This is a genomic window from Klebsiella sp. GN_Kp190 (genome assembly GCF_040061795.1).
Classification (GTDB): domain Bacteria; phylum Pseudomonadota; class Gammaproteobacteria; order Enterobacterales; family Enterobacteriaceae; genus Klebsiella; species Klebsiella michiganensis.
The window spans coordinates 1-20,989 of record NZ_JBEAFN010000025.1 but is presented as its reverse complement, the minus strand read 5'-3'; the positions used below and the strand labels follow the sequence as shown (position 1 = coordinate 20,989).

At 62.2% G+C, this 20,989-nt stretch carries 17 protein-coding genes and 2 pseudogenes; 4 read left to right on the top strand and 15 right to left on the bottom strand.

Annotation, left to right across the window (positions count from 1 at the left end; translation table 11 throughout):
* The first annotated feature begins 20 nt into the window (after nucleotides 1–20).
* Nucleotides 21–1,226, top strand: a complete 1,206-nt coding sequence (locus tag ABLU67_RS14615) for an MFS transporter (protein WP_148851205.1) — start codon at nucleotides 21–23, stop codon at nucleotides 1,224–1,226.
* A 100-nt stretch (nucleotides 1,227–1,326) separates the two neighbouring features.
* Here the strand turns inward: ABLU67_RS14615 and ABLU67_RS14610 are convergent, their stop codons facing one another.
* From ABLU67_RS14610 to ABLU67_RS14575, 8 genes and pseudogenes are all read right to left on the bottom strand, one after another.
* The gene (locus ABLU67_RS14610) at nucleotides 1,327–2,049 is read right to left on the bottom strand and encodes an amino acid ABC transporter ATP-binding protein (RefSeq protein ID WP_025108184.1); all 723 of its coding nucleotides are present in this window, start codon (nucleotides 2,047–2,049) and stop codon (nucleotides 1,327–1,329) included.
* A complete protein-coding gene (locus ABLU67_RS14605) occupies nucleotides 2,033–2,800 on the bottom strand; it encodes an amino acid ABC transporter permease (protein ID WP_004102832.1) in 768 nt (255 codons plus the stop codon). Before ABLU67_RS14605 ends, ABLU67_RS14610 begins: the two co-directional genes overlap by 17 nt.
* Nucleotides 2,801–2,865: 65 nt before the next feature.
* Complete coding sequence (locus tag ABLU67_RS14600; RefSeq protein WP_148849360.1) at nucleotides 2,866–3,633, bottom strand: basic amino acid ABC transporter substrate-binding protein; 768 nt, start codon at nucleotides 3,631–3,633, stop codon at nucleotides 2,866–2,868.
* Nucleotides 3,634–3,728: 95 nt separating this feature from the next.
* On the bottom strand, nucleotides 3,729–4,628 hold the full coding sequence (locus ABLU67_RS14595) for a MurR/RpiR family transcriptional regulator (RefSeq protein WP_014838722.1): 900 nt from the start codon (nucleotides 4,626–4,628) through the stop codon (nucleotides 3,729–3,731).
* Nucleotides 4,625–5,595: pseudogene (locus tag ABLU67_RS14590) on the bottom strand (iron-siderophore ABC transporter substrate-binding protein); the annotation flags it as partial. The gene ABLU67_RS14595 and the pseudogene ABLU67_RS14590, both read right to left, overlap by 4 nt.
* Nucleotides 5,589–6,641, bottom strand: a complete 1,053-nt coding sequence (locus ABLU67_RS14585; RefSeq protein WP_057174156.1) for an iron ABC transporter permease — start codon at nucleotides 6,639–6,641, stop codon at nucleotides 5,589–5,591. The gene ABLU67_RS14585 and the pseudogene ABLU67_RS14590, both read right to left, overlap by 7 nt.
* Nucleotides 6,638–7,663, bottom strand: a complete 1,026-nt coding sequence (locus ABLU67_RS14580; RefSeq protein WP_025108187.1) for an iron ABC transporter permease — start codon at nucleotides 7,661–7,663, stop codon at nucleotides 6,638–6,640. The genes ABLU67_RS14585 and ABLU67_RS14580 overlap by 4 nt, the downstream gene beginning before the upstream one ends.
* Nucleotides 7,660–8,481, bottom strand: a complete 822-nt coding sequence (locus ABLU67_RS14575) for an ABC transporter ATP-binding protein (protein WP_014229681.1) — start codon at nucleotides 8,479–8,481, stop codon at nucleotides 7,660–7,662. Before ABLU67_RS14575 ends, ABLU67_RS14580 begins: the two co-directional genes overlap by 4 nt.
* 425 nt (nucleotides 8,482–8,906) lie before the next feature.
* Between ABLU67_RS14575 and ABLU67_RS14570 the strand changes: the two genes are divergently transcribed.
* Nucleotides 8,907–11,060, top strand: coding sequence for a TonB-dependent siderophore receptor (locus ABLU67_RS14570; RefSeq protein ID WP_033837168.1), 2,154 nt, complete (start codon nucleotides 8,907–8,909; stop codon nucleotides 11,058–11,060).
* 145 nt (nucleotides 11,061–11,205) lie between these two features.
* Here the strand turns inward: ABLU67_RS14570 and ABLU67_RS14565 are convergent, their stop codons facing one another.
* From ABLU67_RS14565 to ABLU67_RS14535, 7 genes and pseudogenes are all read right to left on the bottom strand, one after another.
* Nucleotides 11,206–11,994 carry an ATP-binding cassette domain-containing protein gene (locus tag ABLU67_RS14565; RefSeq protein ID WP_014838728.1) on the bottom strand — a complete coding sequence of 263 codons (789 nt, stop codon included), beginning with the start codon at nucleotides 11,992–11,994 and terminating at the stop codon, nucleotides 11,206–11,208.
* Complete coding sequence (locus ABLU67_RS14560) at nucleotides 11,988–12,983, bottom strand: ABC transporter permease subunit (RefSeq protein ID WP_049084301.1); 996 nt, start codon at nucleotides 12,981–12,983, stop codon at nucleotides 11,988–11,990. The genes ABLU67_RS14565 and ABLU67_RS14560 overlap by 7 nt, the downstream gene beginning before the upstream one ends.
* On the bottom strand, nucleotides 12,964–13,989 hold the full coding sequence (locus tag ABLU67_RS14555; RefSeq protein ID WP_025108189.1) for an ABC transporter substrate-binding protein: 1,026 nt from the start codon (nucleotides 13,987–13,989) through the stop codon (nucleotides 12,964–12,966). The genes ABLU67_RS14560 and ABLU67_RS14555 overlap by 20 nt, the downstream gene beginning before the upstream one ends.
* A complete protein-coding gene (locus tag ABLU67_RS14550) occupies nucleotides 13,989–14,963 on the bottom strand; it encodes an ABC transporter substrate-binding protein (RefSeq protein ID WP_064375824.1) in 975 nt (324 codons plus the stop codon). The genes ABLU67_RS14555 and ABLU67_RS14550 overlap by 1 nt, the downstream gene beginning before the upstream one ends.
* 11 nt (nucleotides 14,964–14,974) lie before the next feature.
* Nucleotides 14,975–16,063 carry an acyl-CoA dehydrogenase family protein gene (locus ABLU67_RS14545; protein WP_057174160.1) on the bottom strand — a complete coding sequence of 363 codons (1,089 nt, stop codon included), beginning with the start codon at nucleotides 16,061–16,063 and terminating at the stop codon, nucleotides 14,975–14,977.
* A 34-nt stretch (nucleotides 16,064–16,097) separates the two neighbouring features.
* Nucleotides 16,098–17,202 (bottom strand): annotated as a pseudogene (locus ABLU67_RS14540) (LLM class flavin-dependent oxidoreductase).
* A 145-nt stretch (nucleotides 17,203–17,347) separates the two neighbouring features.
* Nucleotides 17,348–18,241 carry a LysR family transcriptional regulator gene (locus ABLU67_RS14535; protein ID WP_348852355.1) on the bottom strand — a complete coding sequence of 298 codons (894 nt, stop codon included), beginning with the start codon at nucleotides 18,239–18,241 and terminating at the stop codon, nucleotides 17,348–17,350.
* 107 nt (nucleotides 18,242–18,348) lie between these two features.
* Here ABLU67_RS14535 and ABLU67_RS14530 point away from each other — a divergent pair, with 107 nt between their 5' ends.
* Nucleotides 18,349–18,945, top strand: a complete 597-nt coding sequence (locus tag ABLU67_RS14530; protein ID WP_064375825.1) for a cysteine dioxygenase — start codon at nucleotides 18,349–18,351, stop codon at nucleotides 18,943–18,945.
* A gap of 1 nt (nucleotide 18,946) precedes the next feature.
* Nucleotides 18,947–20,527, top strand: coding sequence for a rhodanese homology domain-containing protein (locus ABLU67_RS14525; RefSeq protein ID WP_348852354.1), 1,581 nt, complete (start codon nucleotides 18,947–18,949; stop codon nucleotides 20,525–20,527).
* Nucleotides 20,528–20,989: the final 462 nt, after the last annotated feature.

The following is a 20,989-nucleotide window of genomic DNA, read 5'->3' as shown; positions in this document are numbered from 1 at the left end:
CCTCCTTAACCGGAAATAAAATGTTCAACCCAGAGCAGAATCGTCTTGCCCCCACGCTGGCGATGATCATGGCGGCTTCATTAGTGGGATTTATCACCGGATATACGGTGCCCTTAATCAGTCTGGAGCTGGCGCAGCAGCAGGTTGATACCGTTTACGTCGGCCTGCTGGCCGCGCTACCGCCAGCGGGGATGATGATCTCCTCCTTCCTCTCGCCCGCGCTGTGCCGGCGCTTCGAGATGGGGCTTCTGCTCTCCGTCAGCCTGGTGGCGCTGGCGGCGGCAACCATCGCCTCCTGCCTGTCGTTTGATATGGTTCATCTCCTGCTGCCGCGGCTGGTGACCGGCCTGGCGTCAGGGGTGATTATCGTCATTGGCGAAAGCTGGATCACCGGCGGCGCGGCGGGTAAAAACCGGGCAACCCTGACCGGCATTTATGCCTCCGCCTTTACCGGCTGCCAGCTGGCGGGGCCGCTGCTGATCTCCGCCGGAGAAGCGTATCAATCATGGACTCTGCTGCTGGTCGGACTGGTGACCCTCGCCTGTCTGCTGATGCTCCGCCATTTGCCCTCCGGCAGCCGCGAACGGCTGGCGGAACGCGCCAGCTGGCGCAGCCTCGGCGCCTTTTTGCCAGTACTGGCTTCCGGCGTATTCTGCTTCGCCTTTTTTGATGCCAGCATACTGGCGCTGCTGCCGCTTTACGGTATGGATAAAGGGCTGAGTGAAGTGACGGCGGTACTGCTGGTCACCGTGGTATTAACCGGCGATGCCGTATTCCAGGCCCCGCTGGGCTGGATTGCCGACCGCTTCGGTATCCGCCGCGTACATCTGACCTGCGCGGTGGTCTTCTGCCTCGCCCTGCTGGCCTTACCGTTCCTGCTGGTGTCGCATATCCAGCTGATTGTCGGCTGCCTGCTTCTCGGCGCTGCGGCGGGGGCGCTCTATACCCTGTCGCTGGTCCGCGCCGGGAAGACCTTCTCCGGGCAGAAGCTGATTATGATCAACGCCCTGCTGGGATTCTTTTGGTCCGCGGGGAGCGTCGCCGGACCGGTGGTCAGCGGATTGCTGATCAGCGTTGCGGGGTATGATGGTCTGCTGATGACGCTGTTTGTCAGCGGCGCGCTGTTCCTGCTGATTCAGTGCCTGGGGAAAAGCGAAAAAGCCCTGCTGGCGGACGAACGCGAGCGCGAAGAAGAGATGGATGATATTAGCGAGGCGGCGCGGTAACGCTTAAGGGCAGGCACGGTTCGGCAGAACGAAAGCTCCCTCATCGCCCGCGCAGGGTCTTCTCCCCGGCAGCGCAGTCGCGCGCCGGGGCCGGGAGCCGTTACAGCACTTTACTTAAAAATGCGGCGGTGCGCGGGTTAGTCGGCGCGCTAAAGATCTGCGCCGGTTTCCCCTCTTCCTGAATGATGCCCTGGTCGATAAAGATAACCCGGTCGGCCACTTCGCGGGCAAAGCCCATCTCGTGGGTTACGATTACCATGGTCATCCCTTCGCTGGCGAGATTTTTCATCACCTCCAGCACGTCGCCCACCAGCTCAGGATCGAGCGCCGAAGTGGGCTCATCAAACAGCATAATCGACGGCTTCATCGCCAGCGCGCGGGCGATGGCCACCCGCTGCTGCTGCCCGCCGGAGAGGCTGGAGGGCCAGGCGTCGCGCTTGTCGCTCAGCCCGACCTTCGCCAGCAGCTCTTCCGCCAGACGCACCGCCTCCGCGCGCGCCGTGCCGCGCAGGCTCATCGGGGCCATAATCAGATTTTCCAGCACCGTTTTGTGCGGGAACAGATTGAAGCGCTGAAAGACCATGCCGACACTTTCCCGCATCTTATTCAGATCGGTGGCGCGATCGTGGGCAGCGAAGCCGTTTACCTCAACCTCGCCTTCGCTGACGGTTTCCAGCGCGTTCATGCAGCGCAGAAAAGTGCTTTTCCCGGAACCGGACGGGCCGATAATACACACGACTTCCTGCGGCTTAATGTCGCAGCTGATGCCGCGCAGAACGTGGCTGTCGCCGAAGCGCTTGTGTAAATTATGAATGTGAATCACTTTTGCCAAACCTCTTTTCCAGACGGTTAACCAGCTGCGCCAGCAGGAAAGTAATAACCCAGTAAACCAGGGAGATGGTCAGGTAGGGTTCCCAGTAGGTGGCGTAGGCGCCGGAAACGGTGCGCGCGGCGTAGGCCAGATCCGCCAGACCGATGGCCGACGCCAGCGAGGAGTCCTTAACGATGGCGATAGCGTTGTTGCCCAGCGGCGGCAGAATGCGGCGAAACGCCTGCGGCAGAATCACCTGACGCATGGTTTTCCACCACGGCATTCCCAGCGCGCGGGAAGCTTCCATCTGCCCCTTATCGATCGACTGGATCCCTGCGCGGAAGATCTCCGACACGTAGGCCCCGGCATTCAGCGTAATCGCCACGATACAGGAGAGAAACGCGCCGTAGTTTGAGCGCAGCTCGCGAGCGAAATCAGCGCTCATCATGCCGCTGGTCACCAGCAGTCCGTCGCGCGGGTTGATAAACAGCGGCACCAGCGCGAAGTGCACCACCATAATTTGCACGAACAGCGGCGTACCGCGAAACGCGCTGACGTAAAAGCGCACCGGAAACTGCACCAGGTAACGCAGAACGTATTTCCATACCCCGTGCTCGGCTTTCGCCATCCGCCCCAGCCCGAGGGTCAGCCCCCACAGGGTGCCGAGGATCACGCAGATAATGGTACATTTAATGGTCATCAGGGCACCGTCCATAAACAGCGGACCGTACTCCTCAATGATCTCCCAACGGAATCCCGTCATAGCCCTTCCCTAAAAAATACGGCTATCGCCAGAGTCGATAGCCGTGATGAAAATAAAAATGCGAATTATTGCGCTGGCAGCGTCGGGACATTCTCGTCGAACCAGGTTTTATAGATTTTGGCGTAGGTGCCGTCAGCGATGATTTTCTGTAAACCGGCGTTGATCTTCGCCTGCAGCTCGCTGTTGCCTTTCGCCACCGCGATGCCGAAATACTGGCGCTCAAATTTGGCATCCGGCACCAGCTTGAACTGCTTCTCCGGGTGCTGCTTGATGTAGTATTTCACCACGCCGACGTCGCCGACCGCCGCGCTCACGCCGTCTTCAAACAGCTCCTGCAGCATCAGCGGAGTATTATCAAAACGCTTGATCGCGGTACTGTTCTTGCCCAGCACGTCGGAAACCACGATATCGCCGGTGCTGGAGTTCACCACGCCGACTTTCTCGTTTTTCAGCGCCTCAAGGGAGGAGACCTTTGAATCTGCCGGCACGACGATGGACTGCTCGGCCGGGAAATAAGGGGCGGAGAAATCCACCATCTGCTTACGCTTATCGGTGATAGTGATCCCGGAGATAATAATGTCGCGGTCGCCGGTGTTGAGGGTGGCGAAGATCCCTTCCCACGGCGTATTGACCAGTTTGATATCAAAGCCTTCCGCTTTGGCGATCGCTTTGATGATATCGATATCAAAACCTTCCAGCTGTTTCTGGCTGTTCTCGAACTCAAACGGGCGATAGGTTCCGCCGGATCCCACCACGTAAGTTTGCTGAGCCGCGTGGGCGGTGCCGATCATCGCCGCCACCAGGCAGCATACTTTCATCCACTTCTTAACCATGACAACTCCGTTTTATGCATTAATTTTGCATAAAAATACACACTGTCAGCATGGCATGCAACCGGAAACCTTCCCGACGGTAAATTATCTGCCGTTTAGCTTCGTTTACCGCCGGATTTCCCGATGGCCCGATGCAATTCATTGATCCGCTTCATCGATTTCACCGTTTTTTGCGGCGCGGTGGAGGCGACCGACAGCACGATCATTTCCAGGCAAACCAGCACCGTCCCGTGCAGCGGCACCCGCCCATTATCGCCGCCGCGCGGCACCTCAATGACCACCTGCGCCTCCTGGCTAAAGCGGGAGTCCAGCGCCTGGGTGAGTAAAATCGTCGGGATCCCCAGACGGCGGGCCTCGCGCAGGGTCGTCATCCCCTCCCGGTGCGGCGACTTCTGCCCCATCATAATCAGCACGTCGCCGCGCTGCAGGCCGATCAGCTGCTCGGCGAGGCTAAACCCGGTGCGGTTCATTACGTACGAAGGCAGGCCGATGCGGCTCAGCAGCCTGGCGGTATACTCCGCCAGAATGCCCGAGGCGCCGATCCCAAAAATCCCCACCTGGCGCGCGTCGGTCAGCAGCGCCACCGCCTGGGCCACCGCGGCGCGGTTGTCGGGGCGCGCAAGCACTTCGCAGGCCCGCTGATGCCCTTCCAGCACGAAATCGATGCTCGAATTGACGTCGCTGGATAAGGCGCTCACCGTGGAGATCATTTTTTCCGACGAGGTCGCCGACGGGCCGAACCAGCGCTCCATGGTCTGCTTCAGCTCCCGCAGTCCGGCGAAGCCGAGCGCCTGGATGGCGCGCACCACCGTGGCGTCCGAGGTATTGGTCGCGGCGGCGATTTCCATGGCCGTGCGCTCCAGCACCGCTTCCCGGTTTTCGTTGATATAGCTCACCACCGCCAGCAGACGCGGCGACAGCTGATGCGCGCGGGCGCGAAAACGTTCGCCGAACAGGTCAACCCGCCCCTTCTCTCTTTTTACCACCGTTTTCATTTCAGCCCCTCGGGCAAAGGACGACCGGCAATGTGCGACTGTACCTGGGCGACCATCAGCGACAGCGAGGCGTAGGAGTTAGAGATAACCTCCTCGCGCGGCAGCAGAATGTAGCGCCCGGTGCGGCAGGCGCGCATAAAGTCGCACCAGCCGGGCATCACGCCCTCCATCGCCTGCAGCTCATCCTGGGGCCTGCCGCCGGTATCGGAACGCCAGGTGGCAAATACGAAATCAGCATCCAGCGCCGGCAGCTGCTCGGCGCTGACGTCAATACGCTGGCCATCGGGGATGTTGTCAATCAGCGGCGGGAAGCGGAATCCGGCATCGCGCAGCACGCGTCCCAGCGCATGATAGGCGTGATGCACGGTAACCTTGCCGTTGTTGGCCTGAATCACCGAGACTACGATGTTTTGCGTATCCACCATCGCCTTTAGCTGGGCTATCTGCGCCTGATAGCGGCGTTCGAGGATTAAGAGCCGCGGCTGGGTACCGGTGAGCTGCGCCAGCTTGCGGTAGATGCGCGGCGCGCTGCCCTGCAGGTGGTCGATGCTGACCGTTGGCGCAATCTTCTCCAGCTGCTCCACCGAAACGTGGCGGCTGGGCTCGGTAATAATCAGGTCCGGTTTCGCGGCGGCCACCGCTTCGAGATCGATATCCGCCGTGCCGATAAACCGAATCGCGCTGTTATCGAAATCAACGCCGGTCAGCTGTGCGCTGGCGCGTAAAAAGTGGCTGCCGTCCGGACGCGTCCTCCCGTGGCTGGCCACCGGCGGGACGCCAAGCTCGATCAGCGGGATGGTGATATCCAGATCGTGCAGCGACACAATGCGCTGCGGGTGCAGCGGAACGGTCACCGTACGACCCAAATCATCGGTGAAGGTTTGCGTATCGGCGGCCGAGGCGACGCCCGCCAACAGCACCAGCAGAGAAACGAACCAACGCATAGCGATCCTTTTTGATTTACAGGGCGTCACGGCGACGCCAGAGCAGAACGATAAAAAACGGACAGCCGACCAGCGCAATCACGATCCCTGCTGGGATCTGCAGCGGCGCGAAAGCCAGTCGGCCAATTGTATCGGTGGCTAACACCAGCAGCGCGCCAACCAACGCGCTGCCGCAGAGCAGCGCCACCTGGCCGCCGCGCAGCAGAAACCGCGCCATATGCGGCGCCATCAGGCCAACGAAGCCGAGGCTTCCGACGCAGGAGACGCTGGCGGAGGTCAGCAGCACCGGCGCGAAAAAGCGCAGCAGGGTTAGCTGCTGCAGGCGTACGCCGAGACCAATGGCAGTGCGGTCGCCGAGCAGCGCCGCATCGGCGGCCCTGGCGGTCAAAAAAAGGATCAGCGCCCCGGGCAGCGCCCAGCAGAAGGCGACGGCCAACAGCGGCCAGGTCGCCGCGTGCAGGCTGCCCGCCAGCCAGATCATCGCCGTTTGAACATCGCGCACGTCGGCGGTGGTCATAAAAATGCCCACCGCAGCCGCCAGCGTCCACGACACGCCGATGCCGATGAGAATAAAGCGCGGGCGCGAACAGTCGCGGGCCAGCGCCAGAACCAGCAGCGCCACCAGCACGCCGCCGAGCATTCCCGCCAGCGGCCGCCAGACCAGGCCCACCGCCGGGAAGAACAGCACCAGCGCCAGAACGACAATACTGGCCCCCTCCTTCACCCCGATAAGCCCGGGATCCGCCAGACCGTTGCGGGTAATGCTCTGCATCGCCGCGCCGGCCAGACCGAGCATCGCCCCGCACAGCAGCGCCATAAACAGCCGCGGCAGGCGGATATCAAAGAGGATAAATCGCTGCTGTTCGTCCACGATGTCCGCCCCCAGCAGCGCACGGAACAGGGTACCGGAGGGCATCGGGAAGCTGCCGCGGGTCAGGCCAAACAGCGCCAGCAGCAGGATGACGAGCAGCGCGACAGCGGCGATTTTTACCGCCGCAGGGCGCAGCAGAATGTGCCAGCGGCCGCAGGTCAGCGGCCGAAAGCCGGCGCGACGGACGGCGCTTTTCATTTAAAAAACCTCGCGGCGATAAAAATAAATACCGGCGCCCCCACCAGCGCGGTCATCGCGCCGGTTGCCAGCTCCTGGGGCGCAACCAGGGTACGAGCGGCGATATCCGCCAGCAGTAGCACCAGAGCGCCAACCGGAGCGGCCAGCGGTAGCGCCAGGCGAATATCTTCGCTAATCAGCCGGCGCACCGCGTGGGGGACCACCAGCCCGACAAAGCCGATCGGCCCGGCCACCGCCACCGCCGAGCCGCACAATAGCGCAATGGCGGTCAGCCCCAGCAGGCGGGTCTGAACAATCTTTACCCCCAGCCCCAGCGCGACCTTATCGCCCAGCGCCAGCACGTTAAGACGCGGCGCGATGACCAGCGCGATCGTCACTCCCGCCAGCGCCGGGAGCAGCGCAGCGCGCAGCGTTTGCCAGTTCAGCCCGGCAAGATCGCCCGCCAGCCAGGTGCGCATCGCCAGCAACGTTTGTTCATCGAGGATCAGAATCGCCGCGGTGACAGCCGAGGCAAAGGCCGACAGCGCCACCCCGCACAGGGTAATGCGCAGCGGCGTAACGCCGCCCCGCCCGGACGACGACAGCAGCATCACGCCGCCAAACAGCAGCGCCGCGCCGCAGGCGGCGGTGAGCGGTCTGGCTAACGCCACGCCGCCGAGGCTGATTCCCAGCGCCGATGTCGCCACTACCGCCAGCGAAGCGCCGGCGTTAAGGCCGAGAATATGCGGCTCGCCCAGCGGGTTGCGGATCACGGTTTGCAGCAGCAGCCCCGCCACGCCGAGCGCCGCGCCGGTGAGCAGCGCCGCCGCGAGACGTACCAGGCGTAAATCGACAATAATTCGGTGGTCAAAATTGCGCGGATCGTAATGGAGCAGCGCCTGCAGCACCGTTTGCGGCGCAATCCAGCGCGCGCCAAGTCCGAGATGCACCAGCGAGCCGCCCAGCAGCAGCAGGCTCAGCAGTACCAGCGCCAGCCGGGGGCGGGATTGTCGGCGCGGCAGCAGCAGCGCGGAGGCGCTCATAATGCCTTCTCCTCACGGGCGCGGAACGGCATAAAAAAGGGCTTACCGGTCTGCGGGTTGAGCGACATCTGCACGTCCACGTCAAAGACGGTTTTGATCAGCTCCGGCGTGCAGATTTCCTGTTCATTAATCACCCCGGCGATCGCGCCTTTTTTAAGAAACACCAGCAGGTCGGCGTAGTTCACCGCGAAGTTCAGGTCGTGCAGGACGGTGACCACCGTGCGGCCGTGATCGCGGGTTAAGGTTTGCAGCAGTTCAAGGATGTCGACCTGATAGCGCAGATCGAGCCAGGTGGTGGGCTCATCCAGCAGAATCGTCGCCGTTTGCTGGGCGAGAGCCATCGCGATCCAGCAGCGCTGGCGCTGGCCGCCGGAGAGGCTATCAACCGCCAGGTGGGCAAACTCTGCGGTACCGGTGAGCCGCAGCGCCTCTTCTACCGCCCGTTCATCGGCCTCGGACCATTGTCGCATCAGCCCCTGCCAGGGGTAACGCCCGCGCGAAACCAGTTCAAAAACCGTCAGCCCTTCCGGGGTCAGCGGCGATTGCGGCAGAATGCCCAGGCGACGGGAAACCTCCCGGGTCGGCATCTGGTGAATCACCTCGCCGTCCAGGCGTACGCAGCCCCCCAGCGGCTTGAGCATCCGGGCGATAGTCGACAGCAGCGTCGATTTCCCCGAGCCGTTGGCGCCGGCCAGTACCGTCATTTTCCCGTGGGGGATGGTCAGATGAATATTGTCGACAATTAGCGTCTGGCCATATCCGGCCGACAGGGAATCAAGGACGATCCCCTGCTCTGCAGGCAACACCCGCTGTGGCATAACTCGCTCCCGCGCCGCAACGGCGTGGCGCCAGGCCCGCTCGTTCCGCACTCAAACAAAAATAAATCTCATTCTCTTTTGATCATGCGGTGGATGAATGTAGTAGTCAATACCCTATGACGGCGCCGGCCGCGCGGGTTTACTACCAAAACCCTCACAACATAAAAAGACTTTAATCATCAATTAAAACAATAAGATATTACTTTTTCGCCCAGCCCCTCCCTCGCTAATTGATTGATTATTTGTTTCGTCAGTTTTTTATCTTACATAACGTTTACTACTACATGCCTTCATGATTGAATGATTCTCAATTACATATCTGGCGCGCGTTGCGGCGTAAAAAACGGCCAGGTTTATTTTTCAGGGCAATGATTTTATTGGCTTTACCTCTCCGCAAAGGCGAGGTTCGTTCACGAGACACAAAAATGATTCCACTCAATGTCCCTTATTCGGCATTAAAAGGGCGTGCGCTTTTTTCACTGATTTTTTTCACCTCACCGGGATTATTGGCAGCGGTTAATAGCGCCGATAAAACAAAGAAAACCGCTGACGAGACCATAACGGTCGTGGCCGACGGCACTCGGCAACGCGCCACCCAGGGATATCAGCCGGTCAATACCTCGACCGCCACGCTGACTACTATGCCGATGCTGGATATTCCGCAGGTGGTCAATACCGTCAGCGAGCAGGTGCTCGAGGATCAGCATGCGACGAACCTCGATGAAGCGCTGTATAACGTCGCCAACGTGGTACAAACCAATACCCTCGGCGGGACCCAGGATGCCTTCACCCGCCGCGGCTTCGGCGCTAACCGCGATGGTTCAATCATGACCAACGGCCTGCGCACCGTGCTGCCGCGCAGCTTCACCGCCGCCACCGAACGCGTCGAAGTGCTCAAAGGCCCGGCCTCAACGCTGTACGGTATTCTCGACCCCGGCGGATTAATCAACGTGGTGACCAAACGCCCGGAGCGCAGCTTCGGCGGCTCCGTCTCCGCCACCTCCACCAGCTTTGGCGGCGGTACCGGCCAGTTTGACGTCACCGGCCCCATCGACGGGACTCAGCTGGCGTATCGGGTAATTGGCGAGTATCAGCATGAAGATTACTGGCGTAATTTCGGCAAAGAGAAGAGCAGCTTTATTAACCCCTCCCTGACCTGGTTCGGCGAGCGGGCGACGGTGAACGTCTCATATTCGCACCGTGACTACAGTGCCCCATTCGATCGCGGCACCATCTTCGATCTGAATACCGGCCATGCGGTGAACGTCGATCGCAAAACGCGTTTTGATGAACCGTTTAATATTACCGACGGTTATTCCGATCTCGCGCAGCTGAATGCCGAATACCGTCTCAGCGACGCCTGGACCGCCCGCTTCGACTACAGCTACAGCCAGGATCATTACAACGACGATCAGGCCAGGGTAATGGCCTACGACTCGGCGACCGGCAACCTGACCCGCCGCGTCGATGCCACCCACGGTTCCACCCAGAAAATGCACACTACGCGGGCGGATTTACAGGGCAACGTGGTCATTGGCGGTTTCTACAACGAGATCCTCACCGGCCTGGCCTACGAGAATTACGATCTGCTGCGCACCGATATGATCCGCTGTAAGAACGTCAAGGGTTTCAATATCTATAATCCGGTCTACGGCACTGTTGGCAAATGCTCCAGCGTTTCGGCATCCGACAGCGACCAGCGTATTCAGCAGGAGAGCTACGCGGGCTACCTCCAGGACGCGCTCTATCTTACCGATAAGTGGATTGCCGTCGCCGGGGTGCGCTATCAGTATTACACCCAGTACGCCGGTAAGGGCCGCCCGTTTAACGTCAATACCGACAGCAGCGACCAGAAATGGACGCCGAAAGCGGGCCTGGTGTATAAGCTGACGCCGTCCGTCTCGCTGTTCGGTAACGTGGCGCAGTCGTTTATGCCGCAGTCCTCTATCGCCAGCTATATTGGCAATCTGCCGCCGGAAGAGTCGACGTCTTACGAGCTGGGCGCGAAGTTCGATCTGTTCAACGGCGTCACCGCCAATATCGCGCTGTTTGATATTGATAAGCGCAACGTCCTCTACACGGAATCCGTGGGCGATGAGACGGTGGCAAAAACCGCCGGTAAAGTGCGCTCCCGCGGCGTCGAAGTGGACGTGGCCGGGTCGCTGACCGATAACCTGAGCGTTATCGCCAGCTACGGCTATACCGATGCGAAGGTCACCGACGATCCGGATTACAAAGGCAAACCGCTGCCGAACGTGCCGAAACACACCGGTTCGCTGTTCCTGAGCTACGACATTCACAATGTCTACGACAGCAATACGCTGACGGTGGGCGGCGGCGGTCGCGCGGTGAGCAAACGTTCCGGCACCAACGGCGCGGATTATTATCTGCAGGGCTATGCGGTGGCGGATGTGTTTGCGGCCTATAAGATGAAGCTGCAATATCCGGTGACCCTGCAGGTTAACGTGAAGAACCTGTTCGATAAGACCTATTACACCTCCTCCATCGGCACCAATAACCTCGGCAACCAGATCGGCGATCCGCGGGAAGTACAGTTTACGGTGAAGATGGATTTTTAAGCCTCATCCCTGTCCCGGATCGCGGCGCGCGGCGCCTTATCCGGGCTAGCACACTGTAGCCCGGGTAAGGAGCGGCCCTACCGCCCCGCCCCCGGGAATCCCCGCCGAACGGTCAGAATCAGCACGCCCCGGATAACGCCTTGCCTTACCAGTCCTCCCCCTGGCCAAGAATGCGCAAAATATCCTGCCGATGCTGCAGCAGCAGCGGATTGTCGCGATGGCGGGGATACGTCAGCGGAAGCGCAAACTCGGCGATAATCCGCCCCGGTCGCGGCGACATGATTAACACCCGATCGCACAGCAGCAGCGCCTCTTCGATATCGTGGGTAACCAGCAGGCTGGTATAGCCCTGCTGCTGCCACAGGGCGATCAGCTCCCGCTGCATGCTGATGCGGGTAAGGGAATCCAGCTTGCCCAGCGGCTCGTCGAGCAGCAGCAGACGCGGCTCATTCAGCAGCGCCCGGGCCAGCGCCGCACGCTGCGCCATCCCGCCGGAAAGCTGGCGCGGCCACGCTTCGCTAAACGCCTGCAGCCCCATTCGCGAAATCAGCGCATCGGCCTTTGGCTCAAGCCCCTTTTTCCCCTGCGCCTGCGGTCCCAGCAGCACGTTTTGCCGCACCGTCAGCCACGGATAAAGGGTCGGATCCTGAAACACCAGTATCCTTTCGGGCCCCGGTCCGCCCATCGCCGCCTCATCAATCTGAATTTGCCCGGCCTGCTGCGGCTCCAGTCCCGCCAGCAGCCGCAGCAGAGTGGATTTACCGCAGCCCGAAGGACCGAGCAGCGCGACGCTCTCTCCGGGCCGCAGCTGCAGGCTGATATTCTCCAGCACCGGCACCGTCTGTTTGCCAAGGCTAAAAGCGTGATGCAGATGGCTTATCGACACCGCCGCGCCGGTCGATGCCGCCTGAGAAGTGGCGTTCGCGGTTACCATTGCATCCCTCCCCGCTGCCAGCTCAGCAGCCGGTCTCGCACCATAAACAGCCCGCTAATCAGGCCGGAGCAGAGCAGCGCCATCACCAGCAGCGCCGCGTACATATTGGGATAGGCCGCCCAGCCCTGCGCCCACTGGAGATAAAAACCGATACCGGATTTCACGCCGACCATTTCGGCGACGATCAGCACTGAAAACGATGCGCCAAGCCCCATAAACAGGCCGACAAAAACGTTCGGCAACGCGGCGGGGATCGCCACGCGCAGGATCAGGAAACGCTGGCTGGCGCCCAGGGTTCGCGCCACGTCATACCACGCCTTATCGATGCCGATAACCCCGGACCAGGTCAGCACGGTCACCGGGAACCAGGTGCTGAGCGCGATCAGAAACACGCTGGCGCCGAAGCTGGAGGGGAAGATAAACAGGCACAGCGGCAGCAGCGCGGTGGACGGCACCGGCCCCAGCAGACGCAACACCGGATGCACCCAGTAGCCGATCCGCTGGGACCAGCCGATCGCCAGCCCGCTGATAAAACCGCAGCTGGTGCCCAGCAGCACCCCGAGCCCGAGCAGCCCCAGCGAATGCAGAAGGCTATCAAGCAGGCGCGGCCAGTCATCGTGCAGCACCTCAATCAGCGCCTGCGGCGGCGCGAAAAACGGCACCGGCAAAAACGCCGTCTTGGCCGTCAGTCCCTCCCACAGCGCAAAAAGCAGCGGCAGCAGCGCCAGCCACTTTCCGGCATGCTGCAGGCGAGTCCCCCGCTGCCGCCAGTAGCGGTAGCTCAGCGCCAGCAGCAACAGTCCGCCGCCAAGGGTGAACTGCGCCAGCGCCCACCCTTCGCTAAACGGCCAGCGCCGCCCGGCATCGGGCCAGGCCAGGGTAAACAGGCCGCCCAGCAGCCATAGCGCGGCGGCAAGCCAGCCTTCCTTCCACAGCGGCCTGCCGCTTACCGGGCGCGTCAGCACCCGTTCAGGCGAAAACGTTGACATAAATGCTCTCCGCAAACTGATGGGGATCGGTTCCCGGTTTAATGACCTGCACCCGCTGAAGATCCACGGCGTACTGGGTCAGCTCTTTGACAAACGCCTCGCCCACCGCATGATGGCCGTGCCCCTGGCCGTGGAGAATTCCGCTGACCTCCGCCTCATTGGTATTCAGCGCATGGGCGAGGAAGGATTGCGCCACGCTCTCCGGATGCGCGGCGGCATAGCTGTGCGCCTCAAGAATCGCCTGGGTGAGCGCGGCGGCGGCCGGTTTATGATCGCGCGCCAGGCTACCGCTGACCCCCAGTACGCAGCAGCTCAGGTTAGCGTAATCGCCGGTCATATTGCTGGCGATAAGCTGATATTTACCGGTGTCCAGCAGACGATAGCTGAAGGGTTCGCTGCCGCTGATGGCGGCAATTTCGCGTTTATCCAGCGCCACGCTGAGTAAATCTGCCGGATAGACTTTCCACTGCACATCGCTTATCGGATCGATGCCGTGGCGCTTAAGCAAGATGGCGAAGAAGTTTTTATCCGGCCCGGCCATATCGGTGACGCCGATGGTTTGCCCCTTCAGGCTCTCCAGGCCGCCGAACGGCGAGTTTTTCGCCGTCAGCAGGTTCAGGCAGCCGCCGTGGGTTCCGGCGGTGAGCTTCACGTCGAAGCCCTGCTCCAGCGCCTTCAGCCAGCGCAGCGCCATCCCGACGCCGGCGTCGGCCTTGCCGGTGGCAATCGCCTCCAGCAGCACGTCCGTCGAGTTGCCGAAGTTAACGAACTCCACGTCGAGATTGTATTTACTGAAGATCTTCTGCTGCTCCGCGACGGCAACCGGCGCCAGGCACACCGCGCTTTTGTTAATCGCCAGCTTGATTTTGTACGGCTGCGCCAGGCGCAGGGCCGGGTGTTCCTCACCGCTCGCCATGGCCGCCATATCGTGAGCCCAAAGGGGCAGAGAGGCCCCGGCCAGCGCAAGGCTGCCGGTCAAGCGTAAGAAACGACGGCGAGATGTCATCATGGCGACACCTCCGCATGGGCCTGCGCGGCAGGCACGCTAAAGCCGTTATCAAACGTCGGCGTCACGTCCAGCTTTGCGCGGATCAGCCCGTTGGCGAGGTAAAAGTCCGCCGTCGACTGCTGCTGAGCGAGCGTCTTCGCGTCCAGACGCAGCCACTGCGACTGGCGATTGGCAAACTGCGCGCGGGCGATATCCGCCGGGAAACGAATAATTTCCCCCAGCGTTTTACCGTAGCTATCGAGATTGGCGTAGGCCCAGCGCTCGGCGCCGGCCAGGCGATTTAGGTAATCCTGCAGCGCCGCGCGCTTCTGCGGATCCTTAAGGGCATCATCGGTTGCCGCCAGGAAAGTGTTACCCGGCAGCAGCCCTTTGCCGCTGACCAGAATCTGTCCCTCGGCGGTCTTCACCAGCTGCGTGGTATAGGGCTCCCAGGTCGCCCAGGCGTCCACCGAACCGTTGAGCAGCGCCACTTTGGCGTCCACCGGACCGAGAAACACCCACTGCACCTCTTTCGGCGAAATTCCCGCCTGCTCCAGCGCTTTCAGCGCCACAAAGTGGCCAATCGACCCTTTACCGGTAGCGATGCGTTTGCCTTTTAAATCCGCGGCGCTTTTCAACGCGCTGCCGGGCGAGACCAGCACCGCGGTGCCGGCCGGGTTGCTTTTATCGACGGCGATGGCTTTAACCGGCGCGCCGTTAGCCAGCGCGAACAGCAGCGGCGCATCGCCGATAATTCCCGCATCCACCGCCCCGGCGTTAAGCGCTTCCGCCAGCGGCGCGGCGGCCGGAAACTCGGCCCATTTAATCTCGTAAGGGAGATCCTGCAGGGCGTTGGCTGCCTCCAGCTGCGAACGCATGCCGCCTTTTTGATCGGCGATTCGCAGGGTGATTCGCTCCTGAGCCGCCGCATAGCCGCTCAGGGCCAGCAGCATAACCACCCCGGCTAAACCGGTAACATTAAGTCTGCGCATATGAATTATCCTTATTTTTGAAAAGCGTGTTTGCCGGCCGCCAGCCACGCGCTGTCGCTCTGCGGGGTATGTACCCGCCCGCACAGCACGTTGCGATAGTGGCGTTCCAGAGGATTTTGCCGACTCAGGCCATGGTTGCCGGTCAGCTCCAGCGCCAGGTTCACCGCCTGAATGGCGTTGTCGGTAATCGTGACTTTCGCGAGATTCGCCTCAATGGCGGAAAAGCCCAGCTGCGCGGCCTTTTCCAGCAGAGTGCGATTGACCAGTAGCCAGCCGTCAATCTGGCCGACTTTTTCCTGCACCCGCGGCAGGCTGGAAAGGGGTTGCCCAAGGCTGCCCGGAATACGCGTACCCAGCCACGTTACCAGCCAGTCGCGGGCCGCCCGCGCGATGCTGTCGTAAATCGCCGCCAGCAGCGCCGTATGGCGGTTGGCAAACAGACGAAACTGTTCCGCATCCGGCACGGGAGGCGCATCGGCAGGCCACACGTCCACCGCGTGCTCTGCGGCCACCCGGACGTTGTTCAGCACCACTTCGTGGCTGCCGGTTGCCCGCATTCCGGCGTGATCCCAGCTGTTCACCACGGTAATGCCCTCACTGTCGCGGGGCACCAGCCAGGTGCCGACCAGCGGCGGAGCGTCGTCGCTGCGGCCCCAGATGGCCAGCCAGCTCAGCCCCTCAATACCGGTGGTATAGATTTTATGGCCGTTAATCTGCCACCCTTCCGCGCGGCGGGTCGCCACGGTTTGCGGCAGGCCGCCGCGCGCCGGGGAGCCCAGTTCCGGCTCCACGCGCAGGCTGTTGATCAAGCCTCCCCGCTCGACGGCATCGTGAAAAACCCGCTGGCGCAGCGGCTCGGACCAGTTCTCGTTTTCCGCCAGCCGCAGATGGTGCAGGTACTGCATGCAGACGATCAGCGCCGTCGCCGGTTCGCCCCAGGCGATGGCCGCAATGGCCTGCTGAAGCTCGGCTAAGCCGGCACCTGCCCCGCCGTACTGCTGCGGCACGGCGAGGCTTAAAAAACCGCGCTGGCGCAGACGGTCGATATTGTCGCGGGGAAAGTCGCCGCTGGCGTCGAGACTGGCCGCCTGCTCCGCCATCAGCTGGCGAACCTCCCTCAACCGCCGCGCCCAGTCATCGCTTGTCTGACCGATCACGAGGCGCGCTCCGCCACGGCGCGCAGGGCGGCTTTTTCGCGGGCGATCGGCAGCAGCGCTTTACCGTACTCCTGAGCATCGTTGAGCGGATCGAACCCGCGGATCAGGAAGTTGCGCACGCCGAGGTCGTAGTAATCGAGCAGCGCGTCGGCGACCTGTTCCGGGGTGCCCACCAGCGCGGTGGAGTTGTGGCCGCCGCCTACCAGCTGCGCGATCCCGGTCCACAGGCGTTTATCCACCACCTTGCCCTGCGCCGCCGTCGCCCGCAGACGCTGCGCCCCGACGCTGTCGGGCTTGGCTTTGAAACCGCCTCCGCTCTGCGCCGCCCGCTCGGTGGCGACGTGCAGGATATGCTCGGCTTTCTCCCAAGCCTCGGCTTCGGTCGCGGCGATAATCGGCCGGAACGAGACGCTGAAGTCGATTTCGCGCTGATGTTTCGCCGCCTCGGCCCGCACGCGCTGGATGGTTTCCGCGGTTTGCGCCAGCGACTCTCCCCACAGGGCGAAGACGTTGGCGTGCTTGCCGGCCACGGCGATGGCCGCTTCCGACGAACCGCCGAAATAGAGAGGGATATGCGGTTTTTGCAGCGGGCGAATGGCCGACCACGCCTGTTCCGCCTGATAAAAGTCATTGGCGATATCCACCGGCTGTTCGGCGGTCCACACCTTGCGGACGGTCTCAAGGAAGGCATCGGTACGCGCATAGCGCTGGTCGTGATCGAGGTAATCACCGTCGCGGCGCTGCTCGGCGTCATTGCCGCCGCTGATGATATGTACCGCCAGACGGCCGCCCAGCAGGTGTTCAAGGGTAGCGAACTTACGCGCGGCGAGGGTCGGCGAGACAAAACCGGGACGATGAGCCAACAGGAAGCCGATCTTTTGCGTCGACAGACCCGCCAGCGCGGTCACCAGGAATCCGTCGGGTTGATCGGACCAGTGGCCCACCAGCAGGCGGTCAAACCCGGCGGCCTCGTGGGTTTGCGCGAAACGCACGATGTAATCGCGGTCAAAAATCGGGCCGACCGGGGCGATGGTTTCCGACGACAGGCGGTGGCCGATCATGCCGAGAAATTGAATGCTCATGCAGAACTCCTTGTAGCAGGATAATGAGTGGGCCGCCGCGGCGGCGCGTTTTCATTACCCTATACACGGGCTCTTAATGAACAAAATGCATTTTTATCATATCTTAATATGCGAGATAAGCATTTATAAAAATTATATATACGTTTCAGCCAGATACGTTTAGCTGCTGAACGACTTTGCCGGCGAAAAAAGTCAGCGGCTGGCTCAGATTAGCCAGATTCTGCGCGTGAACCAGCCACAGATGCACCTCGGGCTGGAAATCCGCCAGCGTCAATACCGTCACCTCGTCGCGCCACGGGCTGGCGGCCAGCGCGGCGCGCGGCACCAGGCCAAGCCCCAGCCCCTGCGCCACGAGGCTGATTTGCAGCTGGGCGCCCGCGGTCTCGACATTCAGCGCCAGACGCAGCCCCTGGGACTGCAGCTCGCGGATCAGCCCGGCCCGCAGTCCGCAGCCGTCGGGATTGAGCACCCAGCCTTTTTCCGCGCAGTCGCGCAGCGCCCCGGCGTGAAGACGCCAGCTTTTAGCCGCAATCACCACAATATCCAGCGGGCACAGCAGGCGCCCGCCGTAGCCCTCAGCAAAGCGTTGCTGTTCCGGCCCCATCGCCAGCACGCCGTCCAGCTCGACGCTTTCAAGGCGCTTTTGCAGCAGCCCGCTCCAGCCGCAGGTCACCTGCGGTCGCAGGGCGGGAAACTGCTGGCGCAGCGCGGTCAGCGCCGGCTGCAGGGCAATTTCCGCCACGCTCTGCGGGACCCCGAGACGCAGGATACCGTGCGGCTCGGCCTCGGGGTCGAGCAGGCCGTACAGCTTTTTGGTCTCCCGCTTGATGCTCAGGCACTGCTCGTAAACCCGGTGCCCGGCGACGGTCAGGGTGAGCGGCCGGGTCTGACGCTCCAGCAGCGTTACGTTGAGGGTTTGCTCAAGACGCTGCAGACGACGGGTAATCGCCGATTGGGTAATACCGAGATATTCCGCGGCCTGGTTAAGCGAGGAGAACTGCACGGTGGCCAGCAGTGCGTCAATGTCGTCGATGCGCATAGCGTCCTTAATGTGATTTTTGCATATTAATATATGCGGAAATTGCATTTTAATTATATTAACGCCTTTGCTAGCGTAAAGACCAGTCCCGACAACAGGAAGCGACCATGACCGCACCGCGAGTGGAAAAATTACGCCAGTTTATTCAAGACCTTGATGCCCTGCATCGCGAATTTGCCGATGAACAGCTCCTGCTCGACGCCGTGGCCCTGCGCCTGGCCGCGCTGGTGAAAAAAGATGACTGGCTGCCGGAGGAGTACACCCTGCCGCATCCCCACCACTATCAGCAGTATCTGCTGCATGCCGATTCCGGACAGCGTTTTTCCATTGTCAGCTTCGTCTGGGGGCCGGGGCAATCGACGCCGATTCACGATCATCGGGTGTGGGGCGCCATCGGCATGCTGCGGGGCGCGGAGGAGAATCAGCGCTACCGCCTGGACGAGCGCGGCCAGCCGGTGCTCAGCGGCGTTGCTGAACGCCTTTCCCCTGGCGAAGTGGAAAAAGTCTCTTCCCGCGACGGCGATATTCACCGGGTGAGCAACGCCCTCGCGGATAGCGTCTCGATCAGTATTCACGTTTACGGCGGCAATATCGGCGGCGTCAGGCGAGCGGTTTATACTCCGGAAGGCCTCGTCAAACCTTTTGTCTCCGGCTACTCCAACCGCCACTTACCCAATATCTGGGATCTCTCAAAGGATAATTAATATGCCCACCTGTTCTTATCGCCCGGCCGCCCAGCTGCGCCAGGCGCTGCTGGACGGCGCCGAGCTGGCGCTGATCGACGTTCGCGAAGAGGCCGACTTTGCCCGCAGCCATCCGCTGTTTGCCGCTAATCTGCCGCTCAGCAAGCTGGAGCTGGATATTTTTCGGCGCGTGCCGCGCCTGACGACGCCGATTACCGTCTATGACGGCGGCGAAGGTCTGGCGGAGCGGGCCGTCGAGCGCCTGCAGAGCTGGGGCTACGAAGATGTCGCCCTGCTGGAAGGCGGCCTGCCGGGGTGGCAGCGCAGCGGCGGAGAGCTGTTCCAGGATGTGAATTCGCCGAGCAAAGCGTTCGGCGAGCTGGTGGAGAGCGAGCGGCATACCCCCTCGCTGAGCGCCGGGGAAGTGCAGGCGCTGCTCGATGGTCAACAGGAGGTGGTTGTCGTCGACGCGCGCCGTTTCGATGAGTATCACACCATGAATATTCCCGGCAGCATCAGCGTGCCCGGCGGGGAGCTGGCGCTGCGCATTGAGGGCCTGATTCCGTCATCGCAGGCGACGGTGATCGTCAACTGCGCGGGGCGCACGCGCAGTATTATCGGCACGCAGTCGCTGCGCAATGCCGGTTTGCCCAATCCGGTCTACGCGCTGCGCAACGGTACCATCGGCTGGACCTTAGCCGGGTTTGAACTTGAGCGCGGCCAGCAGCGGCGTTATGACGCCGATTTTCGCGCCCCAGCCGAACGCGCGGCGGCGGTGAGGCAGCTGGCGGAGCGCGCCGGCGTCGCCTTTATAGACAGCCCAACCCTTCAGCGCTGGCTGCGGCAGCCCGCCCGCACCACTTACCTGTTCGACGTCCGCAGCCCGGAGGAGTACGCCGCAGGTCATCTGCCGCTGAGCGTTAGCGCGCCCGGCGGGCAGCTGGTGCAGGAAACCGACCATTTCGCCAGCGTGCGCGGGGCGCGCATTGTGCTGATTGCCGATGACGAGATACGCGCGCCGATAACGGCGTCCTGGCTGGCGCAGATGGGGTGGGAAGTGGCGGTATTACGCGATGCGCGCGCGGAAGATTTTAGCGAGCGCGGTACCCCCGCAGGCCGCGTACCGCCGGGTCCGCAGGTGGAGGAGATTGCCCCGCAGCAGCTGGCGGCACAGCTGAGGGAGCCGGGAACCGTGGTGCTGGACTTTACCACCAGCGCCAACTACGTCGCCCGGCATATTCCCGGCGCTTACTGGCTGGTGCGTTCACAGCTGCGCCAGGCGCTGGAGGTGCTGCCTTCCGCCGAGCGTTACGTTGTCACCTGCGGCAGCAGCCTGCTGGCCCGCTACGCGGTGCCTGAGGTTGCGGCGTTAACCGGTAAACCGGTGCAGCTGCTGAGCGGCGGCACGCTGGCGTGGATTGACGCCGGGCTGGCGCTGGAGCATGGCGAGACGCATCTGGCGACGCCGCGCAGCGATCGCTATCAGCGCCCGTATGAAGGTACCGATAACTCACCCGCGGCAATGCAGGCCTACCTCGACTGGGAGTTCGGCCTGGTTGAACAGCTGAAGCGCGATGGCACGCACGGGTTTAAAGTATTGTGATGTCCCCCCGCTCGCGCTGCGCTTAGCGGGGCTACGGGCTCACCGCCGTCTGCCATACCGTCGCCCGGACTGATGCGCGGCATCGCCTCCGGGGAATTATGCCGCACTGCGCTCTGCTCCCGGGGGTGGCGCAAGCGCCTGCCCGGGCTACAGGTCCACCGCCGTCTGCCATACCGTAGCCCGGACAGATGCGCAGCATCGCCTCCGGGGAATTATGACGCACTGCGCTCTGCTCCCGGGGGCGGCGCAAGCGCCTGCCCGGGCTACAGGTCCTGGGAGTTCGGCCTGGTTGAACAGCTGAAGCGGGATGGCACGCACGGGTTTAAAGTATTGTGATGTCCCCCCGCTCGCGCTGCGCTTAGCGGGGCTACGGGCTCACCGCCGTCTGCGGTCCGGTAGCCCGGACAGATGCGCGGCATCGCCTCCGGGGAATTATGCCGCACTGCGCTCTGCTCCCGGGGG

Excerpts from the sequence above, each read along its gene's own strand:
- ABLU67_RS14565 (WP_014838728.1), bottom strand. The coding sequence starts at position 11,994 with ATGGTAACCGCGAACGCCACTTCTCAGGCGGCATCGACCGGCGCGGCG.
- ABLU67_RS14595 (WP_014838722.1), bottom strand. The coding sequence starts at position 4,628 with ATGAAAACGGTGGTAAAAAGAGAGAAGGGGCGGGTTGACCTGTTCGGC.
- ABLU67_RS14570 (WP_033837168.1), top strand. The coding sequence starts at position 8,907 with ATGATTCCACTCAATGTCCCTTATTCGGCATTAAAAGGGCGTGCGCTT.
- ABLU67_RS14585 (WP_057174156.1), bottom strand. The coding sequence starts at position 6,641 with ATGAAAAGCGCCGTCCGTCGCGCCGGCTTTCGGCCGCTGACCTGCGGC.
- ABLU67_RS14535 (WP_348852355.1), bottom strand. The coding sequence starts at position 18,241 with ATGCGCATCGACGACATTGACGCACTGCTGGCCACCGTGCAGTTCTCC.
- ABLU67_RS14525 (WP_348852354.1), top strand. The coding sequence starts at position 18,947 with ATGCCCACCTGTTCTTATCGCCCGGCCGCCCAGCTGCGCCAGGCGCTG.
- ABLU67_RS14615 (WP_148851205.1), top strand. The coding sequence starts at position 21 with ATGTTCAACCCAGAGCAGAATCGTCTTGCCCCCACGCTGGCGATGATC.
- ABLU67_RS14530 (WP_064375825.1), top strand. The coding sequence starts at position 18,349 with ATGACCGCACCGCGAGTGGAAAAATTACGCCAGTTTATTCAAGACCTT.
- ABLU67_RS14575 (WP_014229681.1), bottom strand. The coding sequence starts at position 8,481 with ATGCCACAGCGGGTGTTGCCTGCAGAGCAGGGGATCGTCCTTGATTCC.
- ABLU67_RS14605 (WP_004102832.1), bottom strand. The coding sequence starts at position 2,800 with ATGACGGGATTCCGTTGGGAGATCATTGAGGAGTACGGTCCGCTGTTT.
- ABLU67_RS14560 (WP_049084301.1), bottom strand. The coding sequence starts at position 12,983 with ATGTCAACGTTTTCGCCTGAACGGGTGCTGACGCGCCCGGTAAGCGGC.
- ABLU67_RS14600 (WP_148849360.1), bottom strand. The coding sequence starts at position 3,633 with ATGGTTAAGAAGTGGATGAAAGTATGCTGCCTGGTGGCGGCGATGATC.
- ABLU67_RS14550 (WP_064375824.1), bottom strand. The coding sequence starts at position 14,963 with ATGCGCAGACTTAATGTTACCGGTTTAGCCGGGGTGGTTATGCTGCTG.
- ABLU67_RS14545 (WP_057174160.1), bottom strand. The coding sequence starts at position 16,063 with ATGGCGGAGCAGGCGGCCAGTCTCGACGCCAGCGGCGACTTTCCCCGC.
- ABLU67_RS14580 (WP_025108187.1), bottom strand. The coding sequence starts at position 7,663 with ATGAGCGCCTCCGCGCTGCTGCTGCCGCGCCGACAATCCCGCCCCCGG.
- ABLU67_RS14555 (WP_025108189.1), bottom strand. The coding sequence starts at position 13,989 with ATGACATCTCGCCGTCGTTTCTTACGCTTGACCGGCAGCCTTGCGCTG.